General features: G+C 46.7%; 25 protein-coding genes. 12 read left to right on the plus strand and 13 right to left on the minus strand.

From position 1 onward, the window contains the following. Nucleotides 1-653: 653 nt before the first annotated feature. Nucleotides 654-2,378, plus strand: coding sequence for a glycoside hydrolase family 13 protein (locus MZO40_RS06775; RefSeq protein WP_105961112.1), 1,725 nt, complete (start codon nucleotides 654-656; stop codon nucleotides 2,376-2,378). Between the two features lie 375 nt (nucleotides 2,379-2,753). On the opposite strand, the gene MZO40_RS06780 is transcribed toward MZO40_RS06775, so the two are convergent. Then, entirely contained in the window at nucleotides 2,754-3,071 is a 318-nt protein-coding gene (locus tag MZO40_RS06780) for a hypothetical protein (RefSeq protein ID WP_003639467.1), read from the minus strand. Between the two features lie 194 nt (nucleotides 3,072-3,265). Between MZO40_RS06780 and MZO40_RS06785 the strand changes: the two genes are divergently transcribed. The 3 genes from MZO40_RS06785 to MZO40_RS06795 all read left to right on the plus strand — a co-directional run bounded on the left by MZO40_RS06785 (nucleotide 3,266) and on the right by MZO40_RS06795 (nucleotide 6,139). Next, entirely contained in the window at nucleotides 3,266-3,904 is a 639-nt protein-coding gene (locus MZO40_RS06785; RefSeq protein ID WP_003639466.1) for an LVIS_2131 family protein, read from the plus strand. A gap of 212 nt (nucleotides 3,905-4,116) precedes the next feature. After that, nucleotides 4,117-4,629 (plus strand): phosphohydrolase, encoded by a 513-nt coding sequence (locus tag MZO40_RS06790; RefSeq protein ID WP_252133183.1) that lies wholly within the window; start codon nucleotides 4,117-4,119, stop codon nucleotides 4,627-4,629. A gap of 325 nt (nucleotides 4,630-4,954) precedes the next feature. Then, entirely contained in the window at nucleotides 4,955-6,139 is a 1,185-nt protein-coding gene (locus MZO40_RS06795; RefSeq protein WP_105961111.1) for a MalY/PatB family protein, read from the plus strand. Nucleotides 6,140-6,180: 41 nt separating this feature from the next. Here the strand turns inward: MZO40_RS06795 and MZO40_RS06800 are convergent, their stop codons facing one another. Together MZO40_RS06800 and MZO40_RS06805 are read right to left on the minus strand one after the other, a co-directional pair. After that, nucleotides 6,181-6,363, minus strand: a complete 183-nt coding sequence (locus tag MZO40_RS06800; RefSeq protein WP_003639463.1) for a hypothetical protein — start codon at nucleotides 6,361-6,363, stop codon at nucleotides 6,181-6,183. Nucleotides 6,364-6,601: 238 nt separating this feature from the next. Continuing rightward, on the minus strand, nucleotides 6,602-6,928 hold the full coding sequence (locus tag MZO40_RS06805) for a hypothetical protein (protein ID WP_105961110.1): 327 nt from the start codon (nucleotides 6,926-6,928) through the stop codon (nucleotides 6,602-6,604). A gap of 170 nt (nucleotides 6,929-7,098) precedes the next feature. On the opposite strand from MZO40_RS06805, the gene MZO40_RS06810 reads away from it, so the two are divergent. Further along, nucleotides 7,099-7,575, plus strand: coding sequence for a hypothetical protein (locus tag MZO40_RS06810; RefSeq protein WP_225083285.1), 477 nt, complete (start codon nucleotides 7,099-7,101; stop codon nucleotides 7,573-7,575). Nucleotides 7,576-7,709: 134 nt separating this feature from the next. Here MZO40_RS06810 and MZO40_RS06815 read toward each other — a convergent pair whose 3' ends face one another. Both MZO40_RS06815 and MZO40_RS06820 read right to left on the minus strand, forming a co-directional pair. Then, a complete protein-coding gene (locus tag MZO40_RS06815; protein ID WP_021337693.1) occupies nucleotides 7,710-8,126 on the minus strand; it encodes a GtrA family protein in 417 nt (138 codons plus the stop codon). A 78-nt stretch (nucleotides 8,127-8,204) separates the two neighbouring features. Beyond that, a complete protein-coding gene (locus tag MZO40_RS06820; RefSeq protein ID WP_105921733.1) occupies nucleotides 8,205-8,441 on the minus strand; it encodes a sodium:proton antiporter in 237 nt (78 codons plus the stop codon). A gap of 348 nt (nucleotides 8,442-8,789) precedes the next feature. On the opposite strand from MZO40_RS06820, the gene MZO40_RS06825 reads away from it, so the two are divergent. Next, complete coding sequence (locus tag MZO40_RS06825) at nucleotides 8,790-9,119, plus strand: hypothetical protein (protein ID WP_088770886.1); 330 nt, start codon at nucleotides 8,790-8,792, stop codon at nucleotides 9,117-9,119. A gap of 343 nt (nucleotides 9,120-9,462) precedes the next feature. Further along, complete coding sequence (locus tag MZO40_RS06830) at nucleotides 9,463-9,933, plus strand: universal stress protein (RefSeq protein ID WP_050339706.1); 471 nt, start codon at nucleotides 9,463-9,465, stop codon at nucleotides 9,931-9,933. 129 nt (nucleotides 9,934-10,062) lie between these two features. On the opposite strand, the gene MZO40_RS06835 is transcribed toward MZO40_RS06830, so the two are convergent. Genes MZO40_RS06835 through MZO40_RS06860 form a run of 6 tightly spaced genes read right to left on the minus strand, consistent with a single transcriptional unit; the run spans nucleotide 10,063 to nucleotide 15,004 of the window. Further along, nucleotides 10,063-10,872, minus strand: a complete 810-nt coding sequence (locus tag MZO40_RS06835; protein ID WP_105961109.1) for an ABC transporter permease — start codon at nucleotides 10,870-10,872, stop codon at nucleotides 10,063-10,065. Further along, nucleotides 10,862-11,740: an ABC transporter ATP-binding protein gene (locus MZO40_RS06840; protein WP_065674838.1), complete on the minus strand. Its 879-nt coding sequence runs from the start codon at nucleotides 11,738-11,740 to the stop codon at nucleotides 10,862-10,864. Before MZO40_RS06840 ends, MZO40_RS06835 begins: the two co-directional genes overlap by 11 nt. After that, nucleotides 11,737-12,108 (minus strand): GntR family transcriptional regulator, encoded by a 372-nt coding sequence (locus tag MZO40_RS06845; protein WP_003639455.1) that lies wholly within the window; start codon nucleotides 12,106-12,108, stop codon nucleotides 11,737-11,739. The genes MZO40_RS06840 and MZO40_RS06845 overlap by 4 nt, the downstream gene beginning before the upstream one ends. Before the next feature lie 27 nt (nucleotides 12,109-12,135). Continuing rightward, on the minus strand, nucleotides 12,136-12,411 hold the full coding sequence (locus tag MZO40_RS06850; RefSeq protein ID WP_252133184.1) for a hypothetical protein: 276 nt from the start codon (nucleotides 12,409-12,411) through the stop codon (nucleotides 12,136-12,138). Nucleotides 12,412-12,433: 22 nt separating this feature from the next. Beyond that, entirely contained in the window at nucleotides 12,434-14,215 is a 1,782-nt protein-coding gene (locus tag MZO40_RS06855) for an FtsX-like permease family protein (protein WP_105961108.1), read from the minus strand. A gap of 30 nt (nucleotides 14,216-14,245) precedes the next feature. After that, nucleotides 14,246-15,004, minus strand: coding sequence for an ABC transporter ATP-binding protein (locus MZO40_RS06860; protein WP_252133185.1), 759 nt, complete (start codon nucleotides 15,002-15,004; stop codon nucleotides 14,246-14,248). 437 nt (nucleotides 15,005-15,441) lie between these two features. Between MZO40_RS06860 and MZO40_RS06865 the strand changes: the two genes are divergently transcribed. After that, a complete protein-coding gene (locus tag MZO40_RS06865; RefSeq protein ID WP_105961107.1) occupies nucleotides 15,442-16,416 on the plus strand; it encodes an asparaginase in 975 nt (324 codons plus the stop codon). A 1,204-nt stretch (nucleotides 16,417-17,620) separates the two neighbouring features. Here MZO40_RS06865 and MZO40_RS06870 read toward each other — a convergent pair. Continuing rightward, on the minus strand, nucleotides 17,621-18,430 hold the full coding sequence (locus tag MZO40_RS06870; RefSeq protein WP_088770890.1) for an alpha/beta hydrolase: 810 nt from the start codon (nucleotides 18,428-18,430) through the stop codon (nucleotides 17,621-17,623). A gap of 25 nt (nucleotides 18,431-18,455) precedes the next feature. Continuing rightward, nucleotides 18,456-19,091: a carbonic anhydrase family protein gene (locus MZO40_RS06875; protein WP_105961416.1), complete on the minus strand. Its 636-nt coding sequence runs from the start codon at nucleotides 19,089-19,091 to the stop codon at nucleotides 18,456-18,458. 258 nt (nucleotides 19,092-19,349) lie between these two features. On the opposite strand from MZO40_RS06875, the gene MZO40_RS06880 reads away from it, so the two are divergent. The 4 genes from MZO40_RS06880 (at nucleotide 19,350) to MZO40_RS06895 (ending at nucleotide 23,335) form a co-directional block, all read left to right on the plus strand. Further along, a complete protein-coding gene (locus tag MZO40_RS06880; protein ID WP_165860982.1) occupies nucleotides 19,350-20,141 on the plus strand; it encodes a tyrosine-protein phosphatase in 792 nt (263 codons plus the stop codon). An 11-nt stretch (nucleotides 20,142-20,152) separates the two neighbouring features. Beyond that, the gene (locus tag MZO40_RS06885) at nucleotides 20,153-21,163 is read left to right on the plus strand and encodes a lipoate--protein ligase (protein WP_088770892.1); all 1,011 of its coding nucleotides are present in this window, start codon (nucleotides 20,153-20,155) and stop codon (nucleotides 21,161-21,163) included. 232 nt (nucleotides 21,164-21,395) lie between these two features. Further along, a complete protein-coding gene (locus MZO40_RS06890) occupies nucleotides 21,396-22,004 on the plus strand; it encodes an NADPH-dependent FMN reductase (RefSeq protein WP_105920724.1) in 609 nt (202 codons plus the stop codon). Nucleotides 22,005-22,018: 14 nt separating this feature from the next. After that, nucleotides 22,019-23,335, plus strand: a complete 1,317-nt coding sequence (locus MZO40_RS06895) for an NAD(P)H-dependent oxidoreductase (RefSeq protein WP_105961418.1) — start codon at nucleotides 22,019-22,021, stop codon at nucleotides 23,333-23,335. Nucleotides 23,336-23,606 lie beyond the last annotated feature (271 nt).

Below are 23,606 nucleotides of genomic sequence, written 5' to 3' on the forward strand. Positions count from 1 at the left end.
AATTTTGATATTCAACTGTTAGACTGGCTCTAACAATAACTAAACTTTTTACCAGCGCTTAAAGACTTCCGACAAGCGGTTTTACTGAATTTACCAGTATCTTCTCTAGTCGTCTGAGATAACCAAGTCTTGAATTCTAAACGAAGGTATTTTGTCGACTAAGTTCAACACCAGTTGCCATTGAAACTAATATCGTTAAGCTAAGTGACTTATATTTAAGTAATCTTCACAGAATTCAACTGCCTTAAAGCATCAATGATACCGATTAAAAGTTTGTCTGAAGGACCAGGCGCCTAATATTCAGTGGTCAATTGCACCCAGATAGGTGGCCGTTCATCTGCCATTCGAGCGGGTTCCCGACTGTAGGGGCTGGCGGACAATGCTCAAGGGCGAAATTCTTCTTGTCCGGGTGGTCTTCCCGGGCTAGAAGAAGACTCGTATTTGAAATTGCGCAGTGCTTTTCTGCGTGAGTTCAAATCGATGTCCGCCCTGTTCCAGCGTTGTCAGCCAGCCCCGGAGGTCGGAATAGGGCGCGCCTCCGCCGACGAACAGCAATCCAACTTAGCACGTTTCAATCATCATTAATGCTAAAGAATAACCAACACAACGCGTAAAATAATGTAAACGATTACAGAAAAGGAGATTTATTCAATATGCAACTAGCTGGAATTAGTCATCGTCCTGAAAGCGAAGATACCGCGGTACTGGCGGACCATCAGTTACAGGTCCGGATTCAAACGGCGCGTGATGACATCGCTCAGGTCGAACTTTTATTTGCGGATTCCTATTTATGGCAGGAAGGGACCACCGACTTGCAGCGGATGGCCTTAGCGCCTGGATTGGCAACGCAGAGCAATCAATATTGGCAAGCCACATTGACCGTTCCGACGAACCGGGTCGTGTATGCCTTCCTATTAACGGATACGGCCGGTCGGACAATCGGTTACGGGGAGGGCGGCTTTTTTGCGGATGATCCCACCAATTGGCAGACGGTCGCCAATTATTTCCACATGCCTTATTTACATGTGAGCGACGCGGAATTACCGCCTGCCTGGGTCAAGGATACTGTCTGGTACCAAATCTTTCCAGAACGCTTCGCGAATGGTGACGCCCACAATGATCCCGCTGACGTTCAACCCTGGGGTGCGGGGACGGTCAAACGGGACTCGTTTTACGGTGGCGACTTAGCCGGCATTACTGAACACTTGGATGATTTAGCGGCACTGGGTGTCAATGGCCTCTATTTATGCCCGATTTTTGCCTCACCGTCCAATCATAAGTACGATACGATCGACCACTTTGAAATCGACCCGCATTTTGGGACGAAGGCCGACTTTCAAGCACTGGTCGAAGGGGCCCACGACCGCGGTATGCGTGTGATGCTAGACGCCGTGTTCAATCATTTTGGCGAACAATCACCACAGTGGCAAGATGTCATCAAACACGGGCAACAGTCGCGCTTTGCTGACTGGTTCCATATTCATGGCTGGCCAGTGGGACGTGATCCGCAGACCCACCAATTGAATTATGAAACGTTTGCAACGGGTGCTGCTATGCCAAAGGTGAACACCCAAAATCCGGCCGTTCAGGCTTATCTAATTGATGTGACCAAGTACTGGGTCGAACAGTTTGGCATCGATGCTTGGCGCTTTGATGTCGCGGATGAGGTCGACCATGGCTTTTGGCGTCAGCTGTGTGGGGCCTTACGGGCAGTCAAACCCGATATTTATCTCTTGGGCGAATCGTGGCACAGCAGTCAAGCGTTGGTCGGTAACGGTCAATTCAATGCGGTGATGAACTATCCGTTGACCCAGCCAATTTTGGCGCTATTTAATGGTAAGTTGAGCTTGTCAGACTATGTTGGCAAGACTAATCTGGAGCTGATGATGTATCGCCAACCCAACCAGCAGGCAATGTTCAACGCACTGGATACGCATGATACGCCGCGGTTGCTGACGACGTTACATGATGATCTCACGAAGTTTAAATCAGCATTGGCACTACTGATGTTATTGCCTGGGAGTCCCTGTGTCTATTATGGGACCGAAGTAGCAATGGTTGGTGGTGCTGATCCGGACAATCGGCGGTGCATGAACTGGCATCCGGATGACCAAGCGCAACAAGTTCGTGAGTTTGTGACCGCACTGATCAAGTTCCGGCGGCAACAGGCGGACTTCTTAGCAGCTAGTACGCTAACCTGGTCGATTGAAGACCAGTGCTTGACGTTGACCCGCACGGACGCTGAACAAACGATTACCGGCCGTTTTAACCTAGGTACGACGGCCGTGGCCGCAACCACGACACCTGCATCACTAATGGCGGCGGGCGTCGTTGGTGGTCAGTTGACGGCTGGCGGATTTGAGCTGACTTTGGCCTAAGGTTTGGACTGAGTCGGCTGATAAAAAAACGAGTTGAAAATGGTTTTGCAGGCTGAATTAAGGGCCTCAAGACCATTTTTCTTGCCTTCAACGAGGATAGTTAAGGCTTGGCGGGTGACTGCACTTTAAGACGTAATGGCGAAGCAGATGGTGCCTAATGTTGGGGTGTCACGCCCTTTGGTCAAGTTGACTAAAATTATCTGGTCAGTAGCATGAGCGGTTAAAGGCTGATTAGCACATTTTTGCACAAACCGGTCACTGAAGGGTACGTCTTGCTGATGAGCGCAAAATCGTGTTGAACCAGAGCGGGGTGGGGGTAAAAGTTGGCAATAAAAAACGCCTAGAATGACTTCTAGACGTGACCTGAGTTAACCTTTATTTGGCAGCTTCAGGCTTGATACCGCGGCCTTGAATGAACTCGATGACAATCAAGACCACGTAGCAGATTAAGACGATGCCTAACAGATTAGTCGTCTTAACGGTGCTGGATAACCAGTAATATTGCCAGTCTTGATTATTAAAGACCCACCAAACTAACAGCCCGGCTAAGGCACCTAAGGTATTCATAATTGCAATAAAGAAAATGTTGCCGTTTTGTTTTTGGCTTGCCCAGTAAGCGGAGAGGATGGCCATCCAGACACCCCAGACGATCAGACCAACCACAACGACCCAATAAATCAGTGATGCGATCATGCGTACGCCTTCTTTCTACAAGTTAATAACTTTATTTTACCATGAATCCGCTAACATTGGCACCGTTTCCAGTGATTATTTTCACAATCTACTCTGTGAAGATTAGGGGTGAATTTGTTGGATTACTTGTTATTTGGGAGCGGATTATTTACAATTAGAACATAATAATGTAATTGAGAAAGGGTTGGCAATCAATGACTTCTGCATGGAATTGGATTGGAATCATTGCTTGGATCATCGTGTTGGCGTTAGTTGTGTGGGTCTTTCACCATATTCGCGTCCGGCGCATCAAAATGATCGTAGAGCGTAAGCACACATTTGAATGGGGAAATCTTCTTATTACCGCTGTCGAATTAATCGTCAGTCTAGGATTGCTAGTTGGGATGGGCTACGTGACGTTCAGTAATCAAGTCAACCTCACCGATTCAAAGGATGTCAAAGTTTCATATTCGGTCGAACCACTCGTGTTGCGTGTCGGGACAAACGGCTCGTATTACGTCACGGTTGACCGTGGCACGACCAAGAAGCCGGTTCACATTTACAATTACTGGGTCGATGGCGCCAAGTACACCGTTTCTAGCAATAAAGCAACGGTCGTGACGAATCTGTCACAGGTTAAAGTGGCCGATGCGGGGATTCCGTGGTCGCAGAAGCAATTGGCCAAAGAAGACCGGAAGCATGAAAAAGCCTATGCCATGAAATTGACGGCGACCTATCAACCGTCGTTCTGGAACGGTCTCGGCATGCACGTTGGCCATCAAGCCATGACGCGCTGGTTGATTCGAGTCCCTGCACAGTCGTTCATCAATACCGCGGATGTGCAAACTAATTAATAATCTGATTGAGAAAATGAATCGAACCTTGTGCTTTTTGGTAGCCAAGATTCGATTTTTTTCATACACTTATTAAAAGTTGTTAAATATTCACAACACCACGCTTTTTTTTGGATTCTTATCATAAATGTAGGGTAAAATGAAATTGTTATATTTTTATAGACTAATTAATTTATCTGCTTAATCATATGACTGAGAGAAGGAAAAATTTGATGATTAACGAACCAACAAGTAGTCCACTATTTGTTTGCGGTATCATTGGTGATTCAACGGCCATGGTTCTTAACAAATGCCTAACCGGACCGTTTAAAAATCGTTATGACCTGGTAACGGCACCAGTGACGACGCGGGCCACATTGAGTGAGTCCGTTAGTCAAATCGCACAATTACAAACTGGATTAAAAACCATTATTTCCAAGCAATTGGGGACCATCCAATTGACGATTCCAGCACTCGCAGCATTAGAACTACCAACAAGCTTGATTAATATTTATTATTTACTAGAACCCGTGGGTGGGCAATTATTGACCAAACGGCCCGCTTATACCGAGGCTGTCTCGGACGGTGCGGTTCGCGTTCCCTTAACAGAATTGACTTGGGCGAATAGTTTGCCGCGGGTCATGCAAGCCAAGCGTTTTTTGCAAACTGGGGCGTTCCCAACTGCTGAACAGCGCTTGGATGGATACGAAGTTGCGAGTGAACCGCAGTTTGAAATCGTCGGTTGACATTTCAGTGGCGACGTTGTAATTTAGTACCAATGTAAAAATGGAATGTTGATGAGAAGAGTAGCCGGTCATGGATGTTCAGCGAGTCAAAGAAGTGGTGAGATTTGACGATCAATGGCTGGTGAAGATGAACTCGGAGTTGGCTAACGGTTGACGCTGTTAGTCCGGATTGACCACCGATAGCCTGGTTGAACGTGACGATTAAGTTGCGCGAGTGACAGGCAGCTGTAATGTAGGTGGTACCGCGGAGTATAAACTTCGTCCTTAGAAGATAAACTAAGGGCGAAGTTTTTTTGATGCATTTTAATGAAAGAAGGACGATGGAATGGATAAGGCAGCATTTATTAAGCAATATGCAACGACTCGGCAACATACGGATTCACTCAAATGGGACGCGCTACAAACGCGTTATGGGGATGCGGATCTGTTACCAATGTGGGTCGCAGATATGGAGTTCAAGGTACCCGAAGCAGTCACGCAGGCCTTGCAGGAACGGGTCGCGCACGGTGTCTATGGGTACTCGATTACTCCAGATTCATATTATCAAGCCTTGATTAACTGGCAGAAGACCCGCCACTGTGTTGACCTCCAACGGGACTGGATCCGTTTCGGCAGTGGGGTCGTCAACTCACTGTATGCACTGGTCAATATCTTGACGCAACCGGGTGATGGCGTCCTGATTTTGACGCCGGTCTACTATCCATTCTTCAACGCTGTCCGGGATAACCATCGTCAACTCGTCACGTCTGAATTACGCAATGACCAGGGCCATTACACGATTGATTTTGACGATGTGGAACGCAAAATCAAAGCCAATGAGGTCCGCTTGTTTATTCAGTGCTCACCGCATAATCCGGTCGGCCGCATCTGGACGGAAGCGGAACAGACACGCTTGTTAGCGTTATGCGAACGATACCACGTCCTCGTCATTTCTGATGAGATTCATCAGGACTTAGAAATTGACCGGGCAGCCCATCCGTTCCAGTCGGCACTGTCCGTTGCGGATGGGCGCTTCAATGACCGGCTAATCGTGGTCAACGCGCCATCAAAGACGTTCAATATTGCGTCATTGTTAAACTCGCACATCATTATTCCAAATTCTGAGTTACGGCAGCGCTACGATGATCAGATTGGCCGTTTCAGTCAGACAGAAATTAGTGTGTTGGGGCAGGTCGCCGGCAAAGCCGCCTACCAATCTGGCGCCGAGTGGCTAGACCAAGTGTTGGCCATCATCCGCGATAACTATCATTATTTGCAAACGACTTTTGCCGCTCAGGCGCCGAAGTTGGTATTGTCAGAGCTACAAGGTACTTATCTGACGTGGCTAGATTTACGAGCTTATGTCCAGCCAGAAAATGCTAAAGCCTTTATTCAAGATCGATGTCATATCGCGGTTGATTTTGGGGAATGGTTCAGTCCAGCTGATAAAGGCTTTGTGCGGATCAATCTGGCCACTGATCCTAAGAACGTTCAGGAAGCAGCCAAACGGATTGTTGCTTGTTTAGCTTAAAGCTTATCAAAAAAATTCCGACACCAGCGTGTTGGAATTTTTTAGCGACTTTTATTAGTGACGGTACGTTGTTTGAGCAATCGGCGTCGATTGACTTCTCGGCGGATGAAGGAGTAAGCAATCAAGCCCAGTGCCAATACGCCGATAATAATTGCAGTCTTCACGAATCCGAAAATCCAGAAAAACACCGCAATAGCAAAGGTACAGTAAACGATTAAGAACATGGGAGCCCTCCTTCGATCGAATGGTTAAGTTATTTTATAAAACCATTGTATCGAGAAAAAATAGCTATCCCGTGATTGAAATTTGAATTTTCTGTTAAGGATTGCAGGATTATCCCCAAATCGGCTTGATTTGTGCTGACCATGACTGACTAGTTAGAATTCTAATCGACATGTGCGCAGGACAAGCATGCGTGAGCCAATTAATTAGTCATGAATTATGACCGAGGTAAAACCATGATCAGTCCCGAAAGTGTCGATGTAGTCGCCGTTCGTTGGCCTGGGCTAATTGTTCAGTCGTCAGTTGATAGGTGGTGGCAGCTTGAAGTTTTGCTAATCCGACCTGAATTGCGCCTAACTGGGTGGTATCACTAGCTTGAGGGCCTAACTTTTCCGTGAGGGTCGATAATAGCGTCAGTTCAGGTTGGAGCGTTTCTGCAACTTGCTGGTCGTATTGCGATTGGCTTAGACTGTGGGTTTGCCAACGCGTCACCCGGCTCAGTAAGTTCAGCATTTGATTGGTTAGTAAGTTCAGTAAATAGTCCGTTTCTTGATTCGTTAGGGTCATCAGCAGGACCTCCAATAATAAAGTAAGCTCACTCAAATATTAGCATGAGTAAGGTCAATTTAATTACTATTTTAATAATTTCGGCCGAAATGTGTTGATTTTGAGTTTCAATCGTCTTTTAGTTTGTGAAGCGTGCTACATTATCAGTAATTGAATGAAAGGAGTGAGCAATGATGATTGGGCATATTACAGCAATGCGACCCGATTATGATGTCGGCATCTTGACTGATTTTCACGGTCGGCACTTTAAATTTCGACTCACGGCGGTTCAACCCGCGAGCGCCTTGCATATTGGTGCGGAGTTTTTCTTTGATCCGCAGTTGACAGCAGCCGGTTTAGTTGCGGTGCAATTACGGTACCAGCACCACGATGGCACTTGCTTGTCAGTGCGGCCACCGACTGAAGTGGACCAGCCAGTCGTCGTCAGAATCGGTGAGTTAGTCTTGAACGTTGATGATATTCAGTACTATGCCTTGACGACTGATCAGGCTGAGATTCGAAACGGATACGCGTCATCTGCTCGGCATCTCGTCATCAAGATGCGGGGCGGCCGCCAATTCATCTTCTATAATTGGGATGGTGTCAATATTGATGATGTGGTCACAAAGCTAGCGACGTTACATACTGTGCAACGCCAATTTGGTTGAAAGGCAGAAATCAAAAAAGACGTCCGTTTCATACAGCCAGGGCTGGTGAAATGGGCGTCTTTTGGTGATTCAAGCGTCTCGGTTGCTGGCAACGGTGTGAGCAGTTGATTGCTAGCGAGCAAGACTTTAAATGGTTAGTGTTGGCGGTCTTTAAAAATAAAGAGCTTGCTGAAGAACCAGTTGAGTAACACGATAATAATTTGGTCGATTAATTTCACAAGCAGACTGTTGCCGTGCAGGACGGAAATCCCGACGATCATAATTCCTTGGTCAACAAAGTAGCTGAGTAGCCGAAAGCCGAAAAACGAGGTCATTTCGGCTAACACCGCACGAAACGTAGGTGTGTGTGATTCAAAAACCCACCGTTTGTTGGTCACGTAGGCGAAGAGGACTGATAGTAACCAGGCAATCGTATTGGCAATCCAATACGGCCAGAATTGGTCGAAAATGCCAAACACGATAAAGTTGATGACGGTGGTTAAGCCCCCAAAAATTAAATAGGACAGCACACTTTGATAGCGCCGCCAGAGTTGTTTGATAAATTGCACCACTAGTAAATTACCCTCACTTTAGCTAATTAATAACTAGCTACCATCCTATCATATAATCCGGTCTGGCGTTGGATAAATTTAGTGTTGAGTGAGCTGGTGGCAGCGCGCTTCAAAGGCGTCATGGGCGGCTGCGAAGTTCGTAAATTGAATCCGTTCAACCGTCAGTGTTCCTAGAGTGGTTGTGGCGCTGACTCTTAATAGAAATAAATGTTGACCAAAGCGCTGCTTGATCAGTTGTAGTTGATATGAAAGGTCATTATTGATCACAATCGTGTGATTTGCCATTAAACCTGGTTGCATTCCCAAAGCAATCATTCAACCCACCCCCAGTGATTAATTTTTATTGTAAGCAGCGACTGTAAATATCGAATGTTGTTGCTGTAAATTTTGTGTAAAGTTGGGGTGAGGGAATCAAAGGTTGCGGGCTATGAATGATTGTTGGATGCTGCAAGTATGTTGGATCTTAAAAAGGAAGCGCATTCAATGGGGCTGGATGTTAGAATGAACTTAGCTATAATTGGGTAGGACGCAGATGTTACAGGAATATTCGGCCTTTCACAGATGGCTCGGAAATATGGTAGTAGTTGAGTTGGATAAAATACGTTCGGAGACAAGTAACTGGTAGATGGGATAGTCGTACGAGCTCGGGGAGTGATGAAAAGCATGTTAAAGTTCAAAACATTTTGTCGTTCAGCATATGCTTTATTATATGTGATCGCACTAGTTTTTATCAGTATATCGCCAAAAACAATAACCACTCACATTAATGGCAATGGTATGGCGGATGCACATGGAAATCGGTTCCTCTTATTATTGGCACCATTACTTTACACAATTGTTGTTGAACTGGTTATCTATGCAACAAAACGAAAAAGAACGAAAGCTGGGCTAAAGGATGTCAATTTTATCTTGGCAAGTGAATACCGTTGGATTGGTGCATTGATTGTCATATTTGTGGTCTTTGTCATTATGATGTGGATTCAAATCAATTAAGAGAAAAAACTATGAAAAACTGCTGCTAAGAATTATCATGTCAAGTGCAACATACAGAACTTATCCACATCCATTAGTCTAGCTAATCATGTTCGAGCCCTCTCATCAACGGTGATTGAGAAGAGAATACCCGTATCTGCATTGATTGAGCACATTGTCGATGGCTTGGACTTCTGCGTTTAATGGCAACTGTGAGGGCCGTCCTCAAGCGTTGAATTCGAGTTAGTGCCGAGTACAATCCAGAAAAATAACTGTCAAACACCACCCGCTTTTGAAAATGACAACGCATTCAATGGCGATAAATGTTAAAATAAGGTTAGTAGATGGAAAGGGCGTGACGTAAATGTTACAAGAATATTCGAATATTTTAGTTCCCCTAGATGGTTCAGAGCAAGCGGAAATCGCACTGGATAAAGCGGTGGCGGTTGCTAAGCGGAATGACGCGCACATTGACGTGTTAGCTGTCATTGATCCTGGACAGTTTGGCTATAATTTAGCCGGGCTAGCTGATGGCGATATTACGTATCAGCTCGTCCAAGATTCAGAAGCCTATTTGAAAGAAACGGTCGGTCAAATCAAGAAGGATGGCTTCGATGACATTGACTTTCACATTCGGATGGGTAGCCCTAAGCCAATTATTTCACAGGACTTCGTCAAGGATCATCATAACGATTTGATTATGATGGGTGCGACTGGCCTGAACGCGGTTGAACGGGTGCTTGAAGGTTCTGTGACGACCTATGTGCAACGTAACGCACTGACTGACGTGATCGTCGTTAAAACGGATTTGGAAAACACGCAAGTTGAAAAGTAACCGCTACGTCAATCCGTCATCACTGACTGATAAATCAGCGGTTTACGACCAAAAACAATACTTTTGAATAAATCAAAAAATACCTGAGCTGACTTTTAACAAGTCGTGCTCAGGTATTTTGCGTAGCATTTAGTTTCTAATCCGTAATTTACGATTGAACAGGTAAGCCAGTGTTCCGATAACGCCACAACCAACTAACATGGTAATCAATGGCATAACCGGGTTGAAATAGCCGGCGTCGGCTGGCCCATGACTGGGGTAACCCACTAGGAATTTCAGGAAGGCTTCTAAACCAGTGTAGCTAAAACTGGATTGACTGCGAACCATCACCACCGCGAGTAACCAAATTGCGATGACGCCTAGAATGGGCGCCCCAACAATCAAGATGGTTTTGGCCCATTTGCCGAATAGAGCGAGCAGGGTGCCACAAGCCATGCCGGTCAAACCAGTTCCAATGTAGAAAATCCAATTAAAGATGAGATTCAGGGCAACGTTAAGCGTGACATTGGAACCAAAAGCGTAGGCGTAAAGCGAGGTACCCGTCTTTAATAGGGCCTGTTGCGTGCTCCAATGCATGTAAGGGGCGTGAATGGCGAAGTAATAAATTCCGCCGACAATCACGCACAGGGCACTGAATAAAATCAATGATAGCAGGCGCGCACTGAAGTACGTGCGCCGCGAAATCCCGTTTTGAATGAACAGCTTGAAGTTATCGTAGGTCAAAGCGCCGAAGATAAAAATCAATAGGAAGAATAGGGCCCCTGGATTCAGATTAGCAATATCTCGTAAGAACTGGTAATGACCAATATTACCGGTCAGCAAGGACACCAACAACGGAAGAACGATAAACAATCCAATCAGAGTGAGAATCGACCAACCAGCCAGTTTTAACTGGTCCAACAACAAATAACGGGTGGTCCGTTGTACTTTAGTTGACATGAGTGGCGGCCTCCTCCTTGGTGTTAGTCAGGTTGATAAAAAGTTTTTGCAGGTCGAGATGTTCAATCTTGACGGTGTCTGGAATTGGCCGATTATCATCTAAACCGCCATAGACATAGTGGGCCGTGATTCCACCCAGTGCGTCTTGACCGATAACGTTGAGGCCGTTCGTGTAGGCGACGACATCCGCCTGTGGCCCCGTGACGGCGTACGATTGCGCGAGGATATCGGAGACATCGCCATCAATCACGATCTGATGCTGGTCGAGCACGAAGACGTGTTCAACGATGTTGGCGATTTCGTCGATCAGATGGGTCGAAATGACGAAGGTCCGCGGGTGCTCACTGTACGTTTCGATAAGTTCTTGGTAGAAAATCTCACGATGATTGGCATCCAGACCGAGGACGGGTTCGTCCAAGAAGATGTAGTCGGCCGGCACACAGAGCGCCACGATCAGTTTAAAAATCGTGCGGTATCCCGTCGACAATTTACCGAAGCGGGTGTTTAGGTCGAGTCCAAATGTCTGGGCTAATTTTTCAGCGTAGGCGAAATCAAAACTGCCGTACAAATAAGCGGTCGTTTTGAAAAGTTGCTTGACGCGTGCTCGGTCAGAATAGAGGTTCACTTCACTCATCAAGTATAGTCGGCCCAAGGTCCGGTCGTTGTCCCGCATGGACTCGTCATCCATCGTCACGGTACCGCTATCGGCAAAGATGCGATTACTGATAATGTTCAGCAAGGTGCTTTTCCCCGCGCCATTGCGGCCCAACAGTCCGTAAATCGTGTTAGGTTCGATGGTCAGGTTAAGTTCATCCAGAACGACCTGACTGTGAAAGGCCTGTTTGACGGCCTGAACTTGAATACTCATGATTCAGAAAACCCCCGTTCAATTAATTTTGCTAGTTCAGTCTGAGTGATGTGCAATTTCTGCGCTTCACTGACTAATTTTTTGACGTAATCCGCATAGAATTGGTCGCGCCGTTTATCAACAATGCGCTGTTGCGCACCACTGATGACGAACATCCCGACCCCCCGACGTTTTTCAATCAATTGGGCGTCGACTAGGATGTTCATGCCTTTTAAAACGGTCGCAGGATTGATATGAAATTCTTTAGAAATCTCGGTTGTCGAAGGAATTTGCTCACCTTCAGCGAAGGTTTCAGTAAAGATAGCTTCTTCAATTTGGTCGGCAACCTGCAAGTAAATTGGTTCCGTACTATTAAAGTTGAACTGCATTCTATTCACCTCATTGCAGTGATTGCCCTATTTCGTTGTGACCTTATGCTGCGGCTGGTGCAGTTGTCGTTCGGTACGGTCGATGCGAGCAGCGATCCAACTAGAACCTAGGAGGAGGGTGCCCAGAACGGCTAAGAGCACGTCTTGGTGTTCAAAGACGACCTGGAAGGCAAGTCCGAGGTTGACGCCCATCCATAAGAGCGGCATGAGCGCGCCTAACCAAAATTGACGACGATTTGCGAGCGCGTAACGGTGTAATGGTGTAATAACGATTAATAAAGCGACTAATCCAAAGTATACCATGATTGTTCCCTCCTCCAAAAGGTTATTCTAAAACGATGCGCCGGTAGATGGTGATGGTCATCAGATAGTACAACAGGTACAGGCCGGCGAAAATTAGAAACGGTAGCCAGATGCCCGTGTAAGGTGACGTGACCATGATGATTTTGAACATTTGTAAGCCGAACAAGACGTGAACAATCCCCACGATACCGGGTAAGATGAACAGTACGGCGATTTCCTTGTTGATAGCCCCGGTCAATTGACGACGGGTCGTGCCGACTTTATCAAGCATGGCATACCGATGTTGGTCAGCGGCGGCCCCAGATAAAATTTTGAACATCAGACAACTAGCTAACATGGCTAAGAAGGCGATTCCGAGGAACATCCCCATGAATTCAAGGCCGGAATACATACTGTTGACGAGTTGATACATCGCATAGCGACCACCGTATTGCTCAGGATTCGTGGTGTGGAAGTGTTCCTTGGCTAATTTGGCAAGTGCGCTACGGTGTTCAAGGACACTGTTGGTCGTGAAAACGGTCAGGCGTTGTTCAGGCTGGGCGAGCTTCGCGTAAGCCGTTTCGGACAAGAAAACTGGTGTCGTTGCGGCCATGGTACCGCCTTGAAGCTGGGTCAGTTGATAGTTGTCAAACGACTTTTGTAACTTAGCGGCATTATTTTGAACTGGTCGGTAGTCCAATTGATGCTTGTTTTGCATTTTGATGGTCGTGAAGGGCTGTTGGTTGAATTCAGCCGCACGATAGTAAGTCACTTTTTTAGTCGCTTTAAAATGATAAGTGTGGGTCGTCTTTGGCTTCATAGCCGCGATTTGTTGACGCTCAGACTTGGTCGTGTTAACGAGGCCCATATCATAGGCGTTGTTGGCGTTGGCCATCAGTGGGATCTGGCTGTGAAAGCCCATCCCGACTGTGATTGCACCCAGTGCCAGTGCGAATAACATGGCGACGATCGATAGCATCTTAGTGTAATTACGGATGCGAAAACTCAGCTGAGAAAGCGTGAAGCCGTTTAAGCCCCGTTGTGCGAACTTGAACCGTTTCAGGGCGACCATTAGCCAAACGAAGATGGCGTTAAATAGCAGGTACGTGCCTAAAACGATGGTGACTAGGGCAATACCGATACCAGCCAGCACGAGTGTTTCCAAGTTAGCCATAGCCCAGTAACCAATCGCAATGGAAATCAAGCCTACGATGACTTCGAGCAATTGCCGCATTGGTTTGAGTTGCGGTCGGTTGGGTTGATCGTTACTATGGAGCAGCTTCAAAGCAGGGGTCCGAGTCAGGGCAATCAGGTTGAAGACGCCGGCAATCAGGAATAAACCGACGTACAAGAGAATCGTGACGAGTGCGGCGGGTGCGTACCAAGCGGCAAAGCGGTGTAGCGTCAGGCCTAAACTGTTGATTAGGATTTGACTTACGCCGGCAGTCAGGGCAGTTCCGACTAAAATTCCGACAATGGTCGCAGTAACCCCGACCAATAAGGTTTCAAGCCAAATCAGCTGTCCAATTTTACTTTTGCGCGCACCGACCATCATAAAGAGGCCGTAGTCGCGTTTGCGCATGCTGAGTAAAAATGAGTTGGCATAGCCGATATAGACTAACGTGATAATCGTCAGTAAGACTGAGCCGAATTGGAAGATAAAGCCGACCATACCGATGCTGGTGTTTTGTTTTAAGAACGCGTTGTTGGTGGCGAGGGCTTCAAACATGTAGAAGATCGCACTGGACATGATCAGTCCTGAAAATAGGACCAGATAATCGCGCCAGCGGTGTTTGAACCCGGTCATGGCAAGTTTAGTTAACATCGTGATAAAACTCCTTTTGATTAATTTCGCTTATTGTTCAAACGTCCCGAGGTTATCAAGCACTTGTTGATAAAAGTCGCTCCGACTGGCCGTTCCCCGTTTCAGTTCTTGTCCAATCTGTCCGTCTTTGATGAACAGGATCCGTTGGCAGAAGCTAGCTGAGAAGGGGTCGTGAGTTACCAACAGAATTGAGACGGCCCGTTCCTGGTTGATTTTGGTAAATAAATCAAGCAATTCCCGCGCGGACTTGGAATCTAGTGCGCCGGTCGGTTCATCACCAAAGAGAATTGCAGGATCATTGATGAGGGCCCGTGCCGCTGCGACCCGTTGCTTTTGACCACCAGAGAGTTCGTTTGGATAATTTGTGAGAAATTCTTGAATACCTAACTGTTGGGCTACTTTTTCGACGGCCGGTTTGATTTGCTTGCTAGGTGTATTTTGCAATGACAGCGGCAAGGCGATGTTTTCATAAGCCGTCATTGTTTCTAATAAGTTGAAGTCTTGGAAGATGAACCCAATCTCCTTGGAACGAAAATCGGCCAGTTGGTTGCCTTTTAAATGGGTGATGGGTTGCTGGCGAATCGTGACTTCACCACTAGTTGGTTGGTCTAAAGTGGCTAGCATGTTCAGCAGCGTGGTCTTCCCGGAACCAGAGGCCCCCATGATGCCGACAAATTCGCCTGATTGGACGTTGAAGTCGATGCCCTTCAAGGCTTCGTATTGTTTGCTGCCGGCCTTACCATACGTTTTGTGCAGGTCGTTGACAGTCATAATCGGTGTCGTTGTCATTTTGTAAAACTCCTTTTGGGTTGTTAGTTTGTTATTTGGTTAATTACTTATGTAACTAACTATAAAGGCAACTAGCTATTCTGTCAAACATAATTTGTCTTTTGATAGCCGCTTGCGGGTGAAAAGTCAGCTATGACGGGGGATTAGCACGACAAAATAATTAGCGGAATTTAGCGATTGGTTGATGATTTGGCCAACTTGAGGTTAATTAGTCCGGTCAAAAGTTAGTCACTCAGTAACTAAGTAACTAACTGACTAACGAATCAGTGGCGATCTTTTTTAGGTGGTGTTCGTTGTGAGGATACGTTATATGAGAATCTAAGGAAGTTGACATGAAGAAGCGGTGAGGGCGGATTGCAATTCTAAGATGGCAGGCCTAAAATAATTTTTACTGAAGTTGCGGATGACCCGCACATGATAAGACAGGAGGAGCTAACGTGAAAAAGATTTTGGTACTACATACCGGTGGTACGATTGCCATGTCGGCGGATGAAGCTGGCAACGTGACGCCCGGTGCAGAAAATCCGTTGGACAATTATCAATCGTCATTCGGTGCCGATATTGAGTTGGAAACTGAAGATGTCTTCAATGTTCCTTCACCCCACATTACGCCTGAACGGATGTTGCAACTGAAGCAACGCATCGATAAAGCGGCCCACGAAGGTGTTGATGGCGTGGTGGTCACCCATGGAACGGATACATTAGAAGAAACGGCTTATTTTTTGGATTTAACGTTACCGAATGAGCTACCAGTCGTGATTACCGGTGCGATGCGCTCGGCCAATGAAATCGGGTCGGACGGGTTGCATAATTTAGAAACAGCGATTCAGACAGCTAGTACGCCAGATGCGGCCGAAAAGGGCGTGCTCGTCGTGATGAACGATGAGATTCACTCGGCCCGTTACGTGACGAAGACCCACACGACCAACGTGGCCACTTTCCGGACACCCACTTTTGGGCCAATCGGATTAGTTGCCAATAAAGGCGTGGTCTTCTTCGAATCACTACTGCGTTCAACGGTCTGCCCGATTCAAAGCGTCACTGACAATGTCTTCTTAATTAAAGCCTATGCCGGGATGGGGCCAGAATTATTTGATGCCATCGCACAACCAACGACGCACGGGGTCGTGATTGAGGCGCTAGGCGCGGGTAACTTACCACCGGCAACCTTGCCAGCGGTTCAAAAACTTTTGGATATGCAGATTCCAGTCGTGCTCGTTTCACGGTGCTTTAACGGAATTGCGCAAGACGTTTACGCTTATGAGGGTGGCGGTGTGCAATTGAAGCAGATGGGTGTGATTTTCTGCCAAGGCTTGAATGGTCAAAAAGCACGGATCAAACTACTAGTCGGCGTAAGTGCCGGCATGTCAACAGACGAACTAGCACGCTTTGTGGCGACGGCGAACTCTTAAATCGGGAGCTAGTGCCTTGAAGCGCGTTGTGCTAGTTATTCTTTAGCATCAAAGATGGTTAAATCATGTCATTTCTTAAGTTCAAAAGCCGCCAGCTTAGACCCGCTGGAAACAGTGCGAGTTAGCGTAAACCTGCTGTTGTAGCGACGTCCTACGCCGGCTTCCAGGCATTCTAGGCAATGGCCGTGACGTGGTGGACACAGATTTAAGCCGACAAACCACGTCTTAAATACTGGTCTTTCACGCTGGCTGCGATATGGACGAAACGTGTTCAGGTCAGACTGGGACTTCCGGTTAGCTACGCCAGAACGCCAAGCGGAAATGCACCGCTTAACGCTCTAGCTAGGCTAATCCTCAGTCCCAACCCGTCTGAACCTCACACTCTGAGAAGCACTTGGCCTTGCCCAGAATACCTTCCAGCCGGGATGGTATTCGAAAGGCAGACATGTGCGAACTCAACTTTTTGTTGGATTAGTCGTTGGTTCCTTGGTACACGGGGACTTTGATATTGAACTGTCAGATTAGTTTCTAATGATAACTAAGCTTCCTAACCCATGCTTTAACTTTTCGAATCAACAGTTTCACTGAATTTGTCAAAACTTTCCCTAGTCGTTTGAGATAGCAAAGTTTCAAATTATAAACGAAGGTAATTTATCAACTAAGACTAATGTCCGTTGAATCTTGCGAATAAAATTCAACTGTTTTTTCAATGATTAAGTGTGATAAAGCATTATTGAGGCCAATTAAAAGTTTACCTGAAGGACCAGTCACTTAATATTCAGCGGTCAATTACACCCAGATAGGTGGCCGTTCATCTGCCATTCGAGCGGCTTCCCGACTGTAGGGGCTGGCTGACAATGCTCAAGGGCGAAGTTCTTCTTGTCCGGGTGGGGTTCCCGGGCTAGAAGAAGACTCGTATTTGAAATTGCGCAGTGGTCTTCTGCGTGAGTTCAAATCGATGTCCGCCCTGTTCCAGCGTTGTCAGCCGGCCCCGGAAGTCGGACTAAGACGTCCATTGGCTGACGAACAGGACGCCAACTTGGCATGATTTAACCATGATTCATGACAAGTTACCTAGCACATGCGTAATAATTGTTGTGTCTCTAAAACAAAACAAGTCGAACACGGTTGCCAACTTTAGCTGAAGTTGACTAACCGTGTTCGGCTTGTTTTTTAGTTGATACTGAATGTGATGAGCGACGATTTATTGGTTAATGAGGTTTTGCCGAATGAGACGCGCCACGTAGGCTTCATGTAATAAGTCACCGTGACTGATGGCTTTTTGGTTGACGGTCATGGCGGTGTAGCGCGTGACGTTATTCATGAACAACTTGCCACCCGCGTTAACACTGCTGAGTGGGACGATGTCGTCGTTGCCATCCCCAGTATCGCCAGCGACATTAATGACGGCGTGTAATTTTTTGAAGGCGGCTTTATGGTCGAGCAACGGGTCATACAACGTTTTATCTGGATTTTCCGCATCGGTACCCAAAAACGGGGTGCCGATAACCATCAAGTCGTGGACGTTTAACGGATTATCAGTGCTCAACCCAGCGAGGTAGCGGCTCCAAATCAGGCCACCATTCGAGTAGCCCAGCGCATTGGCGGTCGTCAGGTGCTGGTGGCGCTTGAGGTAGCGGACTGCCTTAGCTAACCCCGTCGTTTGCGTTTTGATATTGTCGTTGGAATCGGTACTGTTCTCGAAGAAAATCACGATTAACGCGTCGTTGATGGTCGTATTTTTGACGCGGGTTTCAGTGACTTTCAGTTGTTGATCAGCAGTAATGGTTACCCGAATCAACGGATGCCGATCCGTTTTGTTGAGCGAACGAATAATGTCGTCAAAATCCGTCAGGCTACTACTACTGCCGCCAATCATGATCAGCGGTCGTTTTTGTTTGGTCACCACGTGGTTCGTCTGATCCTGATGAATCTGGGTCGTCAAGCCTAACCCAATAATCATTAGCAGGAATAAGCCACAGGCAATTAATCCCCAGATTACCTTTTTTGGCATATGCTCACCCCATTAAGCATTTATTTTAGAAGCGTTCGGCAATAATTGGTCGGTCATTGAGTGGTTGAACTGCCCGGTTATTTGCGGCAAATAGGTGTTGATAAACTGCCAGCTGTTTTTCACCAATCATGACCGTGTCGGCACAAACGTACCATTCGACCGTTTCGCTAAGTGGTGGTGTCGTCAATGAACCGAGGTAGTGATAGACCGTCCCGGTGTCTGGGAGTAGTTCGGTCAGATTGACTGGTTCAGTGAGGTCATGGCTTGCTTCAGGCGTAAATTGGTCTAATAAGCCCTGAAATGACTGGTTAGGCTTGCCAATGCGGCCAAAGACGGCGACCACGGCTAACTGACCGGTAGCGCTTCGGTGAACCAAATGCCATTCGATGGGCGCAGCTTGGCCGTCAATCAGGTGTTCGGCTGGCGTGTGGAAATGCAGCTGTTGGAAGGTGAAATCGCGGTCATTCAAGTAGGCCGCACCAATCCCGTGCGCTTTGAGTGTCGTTGCTTCGCCAGTAATCGATTGTGCTTGGTATAAACCACGCCAGCTAATGGCTGAAAGTTGTGAATCCTGCGTTTTGCTGGTTTGAATATCAATTGGTGATTGGTGCTGACCACTAGTCATCGGCCAGTCGGTTTGGTGTGCGTAGTCAAATGTCATCGTAAATCCTCCGTTAATAAAACCCGTGATAAATTTTAGCGCGCTGTGACCCGGTCTAATTTGAACCAAACAGCCACGAACGTCTGAATCTGTAAACATTATAACACCCAATCATAATCGGTGGTGAATCAGCTGCAACCTGCAAATTCAACCGCACATCGGGTGTTAAAAAACAACAATCAGACAATTGGCACCCGATTGAGGGGAAGACAATGTTAGAATAGAAGTTGAAATGACAACAGATAGGTGGCTTCAACAATGACAAATCAACGTGTATTAACGGTACCAGGTGGTATCAACTTTCGCGAACTCGGTGGTTACGCGACTAAAGACGGACGCACGGTCAAGTGGCATAAAGTGATTCGGACGGGCGGCCTCGACCAACTCACACCGGCTGGTCAAGCGCAATTGAACGATTATGGTGTTCGCTATGACATCGACTTTCGTTCACCAAAAGAAGTATTAGATGCGCCTGACCGGGTGCCAGCTAATGCTAAGTACGTCTATGCACCGGTCTTTAACGTCGATGAGACGCGTAATTCAGATGGCACGGACAAGATGACTGCGAACTTGGAAAAGCATCCGGATAGTGGCTTCAAACACATGCTCAAGGTTTACCGGATGGTCGCAGATGAACAGCACGCTAAGGATGAGTATCGCCGGTTCTTCGATAACTTACTAGCGAATGACCAACCTGATTCAACGCTGTTATTCCATTGTACAGCCGGTAAGGACCGGACTGGTATGGGCGCCGTGTACTTATTAACGGCGCTGGGGGTCGATTTCGCGACCATCAAACAAGATTATTTACTGACCAACCAAGCGTCGATTGGCCGAATCAACGGCGCAATGGCAGCTGCCAAGGCTCAAGGTGCTTCAGCGGAAACGATTGAAAGTATTCGTGCGCTGTGGTCAGTTGATCCGGCTTATTTAGATGCTGCAATGACCGAAATTAAGCGCCAATCTGGTAATTTGACGCACTATTTGCATACTGAGTTGAAGCTGACCAATAATGAAATCAAGGATTTGCAACGAATCTATTTGGAATAGGAAGTGTGACGATGCGCTATTTAGCAAGTTCTAGTCATGATATTCGGACGAATCTCGCGATTGAGACCTATTTGATGACTCACGCAGATTTGACCGAACCAATTCTGTATTTTTATATTAATTCGCCATGCATTATCGTGGGTCGATACCAAAACGTTGTTGCGGAGATCAATCAGGACTATGTGAAACAGCAGCATATTATTTTGACGCGCCGGACGTCTGGCGGTGGCGCGGTCTATGATGATTTAGGCAATGTTAGCTTTAGTTTTATTACCAAAGACGACGGTGACGGGTTCGGTAATTTCAAACGCTTTACCGCACCGGTTCTCAACGCCTTGCATGCAATGGGGGCGACCGGTGCGACGATGAGCGGCCGCAATGACTTGTTGATTGACGGTAAGAAATTCTCTGGCAACGCGATGCACGTTGAAAATGGCCGGATGTTCTCACACGGCACATTGATGTATGATGTCGACCAAAGCCAGATTGCGAAGGCGCTGACGGTACCTAAGGACAAGCTCGCATCGAAAGGTATTAAGTCTGTTCGCAGTCGGGTCACTAATTTGAAGCCGTACATGGCACCCGAGTACCAGCAGCTGACCATCGAAGAATTCCGGGATACGCTGGCACGTGAAATCCTCGGGGTGACTGATTTGAAGCAGGCGAAGACCTACCAGCTTGATGATGAGGCTCGTGCGGGCATCGCTGAACTCAATCAGCAGTATTTCAAAAATTGGGACTGGATCTACGGGCAATCACCGGCCTTTACGATCAAACAACGGCGCCATTTTGATGCGGGGACGGTCGAGTTTCAACTCAACGTGGATGCGGGCCGAATCAAAACCGTCACGATTTACGGTGACTTCTTTGGTGCGCAACCGGTTGACCCCGTCATTGACCACCTAATTGGCGTCAAATACGAACGGCAGGCGATTGCGACCGCGCTGGCACCCCTCGATTTGAGCCAATATTTTGGTAACATTGACCGCGACCAATTGATTGATTTATTGGTTGCACCCTAATACTTTGTGAAAAATCCGGTTAAATGGCGATTTTTGTCAGCAGCCGCGTAGACAACTGAATCGACTTAAACAAGCGAAAAGACTTGAGATAAGTTAATTCAGTTATTTATTAAATTTAACTGAAAGCGCTTAAAATTGTTTTGCTTTCTTTAGTGAAATCCATTACAATATAATTGTTAATTTAGAAAATATATAATATTTGACTATTTGAGTATAGAAGGAGTTGTTTTCGATGCATAAATTTATCGCAATGGTTGGTACCAATTCAGATGAATCGACGAACCGCAAGTTATTGCAATACATGCAGGCCCACTATGCGGATCAAGCAGAAATCGAATTAATGGAAATTAAGGGGCTACCGATTTTTAATAAGCCAGAAAACCGGCAGATTCCAGAACAAGCTCAGGGGATGGCCGCAAAAATCGAAGCAGCTGATGGGGTTATCATCAGTACGCCTGAATATGACCATTCGGCGCCAGCTGTGCTGTTAAATGCATTGGAATGGCTCTCATTCCATATTCAACCATTTGTGGACAAGCCAGTGATGATTCTAGGGGCTTCCTATGGGGCACTAGGGACTTCACGGGCGCAAGCGCATTTGCGGCAAGTGTTGGACTCACCTGAATTACGCGCGCGCATCATGCCAAGTTCTGAATTTATGCTCGGCCATTCATTACAAGCATTCGATGATGACGGCGACTTGGTAGATGACCAACAGGTGGCTAAGTTAGACGGGTTATTCGCTGACTTCCAAATGTTTGTCGAAATCACGAAAAAGCTTAAGAACGCGAACGCAACGACGTACCAAGAAGTTCGCGACATGGATTGGGAAAAACTATAGAGAGGGCGAGACGTATGAAATTAGTTGGAATTGCAGGGTCAATTGAAGATAAGTCTTATAATCGGTTATTGTTGAAGTTTATCGCTAATCATTTTAGTGACATGGTGGACGTTGAAATCTTGGACATTCAAGACGTGCCGATGTTTAACCAAAGTGACGACCAGACGGAAGGCGAAGCCGTTCAATATCTGAAGCGGAAAATTATGCAAGCAGATGGGGTCATTATTGCGACGCCTGAACACAACCACACGATTACCGCTGCCTTGAAGAGTGTCATCGAATGGTTATCATTCAAGATTCATCCAATGTCCGGCAAACCAGTCTTGATTGTGGGTGCTTCATATTATGACCAAGGCTCTTCACGGGCACAGTTGAACTTACGGCAGATCTTGGAATCTCCTGGTGTGGACGCAGTGGTCATGCCTGGTAATGAATTCTTGTTGGGTGAAGTCAAGCAAGCCTTTGATGATCAAAACAATTTGAAAGACGCCCGCACCGTTTCATTTTTACAAGAAACGTTAGGTAAGTTCCTCAAGTTTGTTAAGATGGTCAATGCGATGGACAAAGAAGCACATGCGGATGACTGGAAGAATGAAGACCTAGAAGCGAAGGGCGAAGTTGAGACGACCGTTAAAGGCGTCAACATGCATGCTGCTGACTGGGTCGAACAAGCGGCAGCTAAGACCCACGCCGCTGAAGGTGACGATTACGTGAAGTTAGACCGTGGGGTATTGACGGTCAACCAGTTGAACTGGTTCTTGAACTCAATGCCAATGGAATTAACTTATGCCGATGCCAACAACCAGTTCCTCTACTATAACCACCAGATGGACGGCGACAAGATGTTAGCCTCACGGACGCCAGCACAAGCCGGTAACCCGTTAGCAGACTGTCATCCTAAGCGGGCCGTTCCTGGGGTTAAACGGGCAGTTCACATGCTGCGGACCGGTGAGACTGACCTCTTCAAGTTACCGGTACCCGGGATTCCAAATAAGTATGTCATGCATTACTACCAAGCCTTACATGACGACAAGGGCGAATACAAAGGTATCAACGAGTTTGTCCTCGACTTATTACCAATCGTGAAGTATTACTTGAAGCAGACTGGACAGATGTTAGCACCTGATCCAGATGCGAAGACTGACGCGGTTTCTGGTGCTTCTTCTAAAGCCAAGGAAACTAAACCAGATGATGTATCCGGTGCTTCTGCGGATACGGAAGAACAACCCGCTGTCGATGACGTTTCCGGCGCTTCAGCCGATACGGCAGCAGAACCAACTAAGCCTGAAGAACCAGCCGTTGATGATGTATCCGGTGCTTCAGCCAAATAATCGAATGTGTTTTAAGAAGCTTTCAAGTCCACCAATGCTTGAAAGCTTCTTTTTTGTGCAATCAGGGATTGTTCGGTAATTATAATATTAATATTATTATGGCGAGCCCTGAGAAGGGGTGGAAGATGATTCGTTAAAATAGCTGTAAATTAACTAAAATAGCGGTTTGTGTTGGAAAATGAAGAAATATTAGCAAAATTGTGTCGGATAATAACACGAACATTAAAACGTTAATTAATCAATAAAGTTAAGAAATTCGTTGACAGCGGAC

Origin of the sequence: Lactiplantibacillus sp. B652, assembly GCF_023806745.1 — a bacterium.
Taxonomy (GTDB): Bacteria; Bacillota; Bacilli; order Lactobacillales; family Lactobacillaceae; genus Lactiplantibacillus; species Lactiplantibacillus pentosus.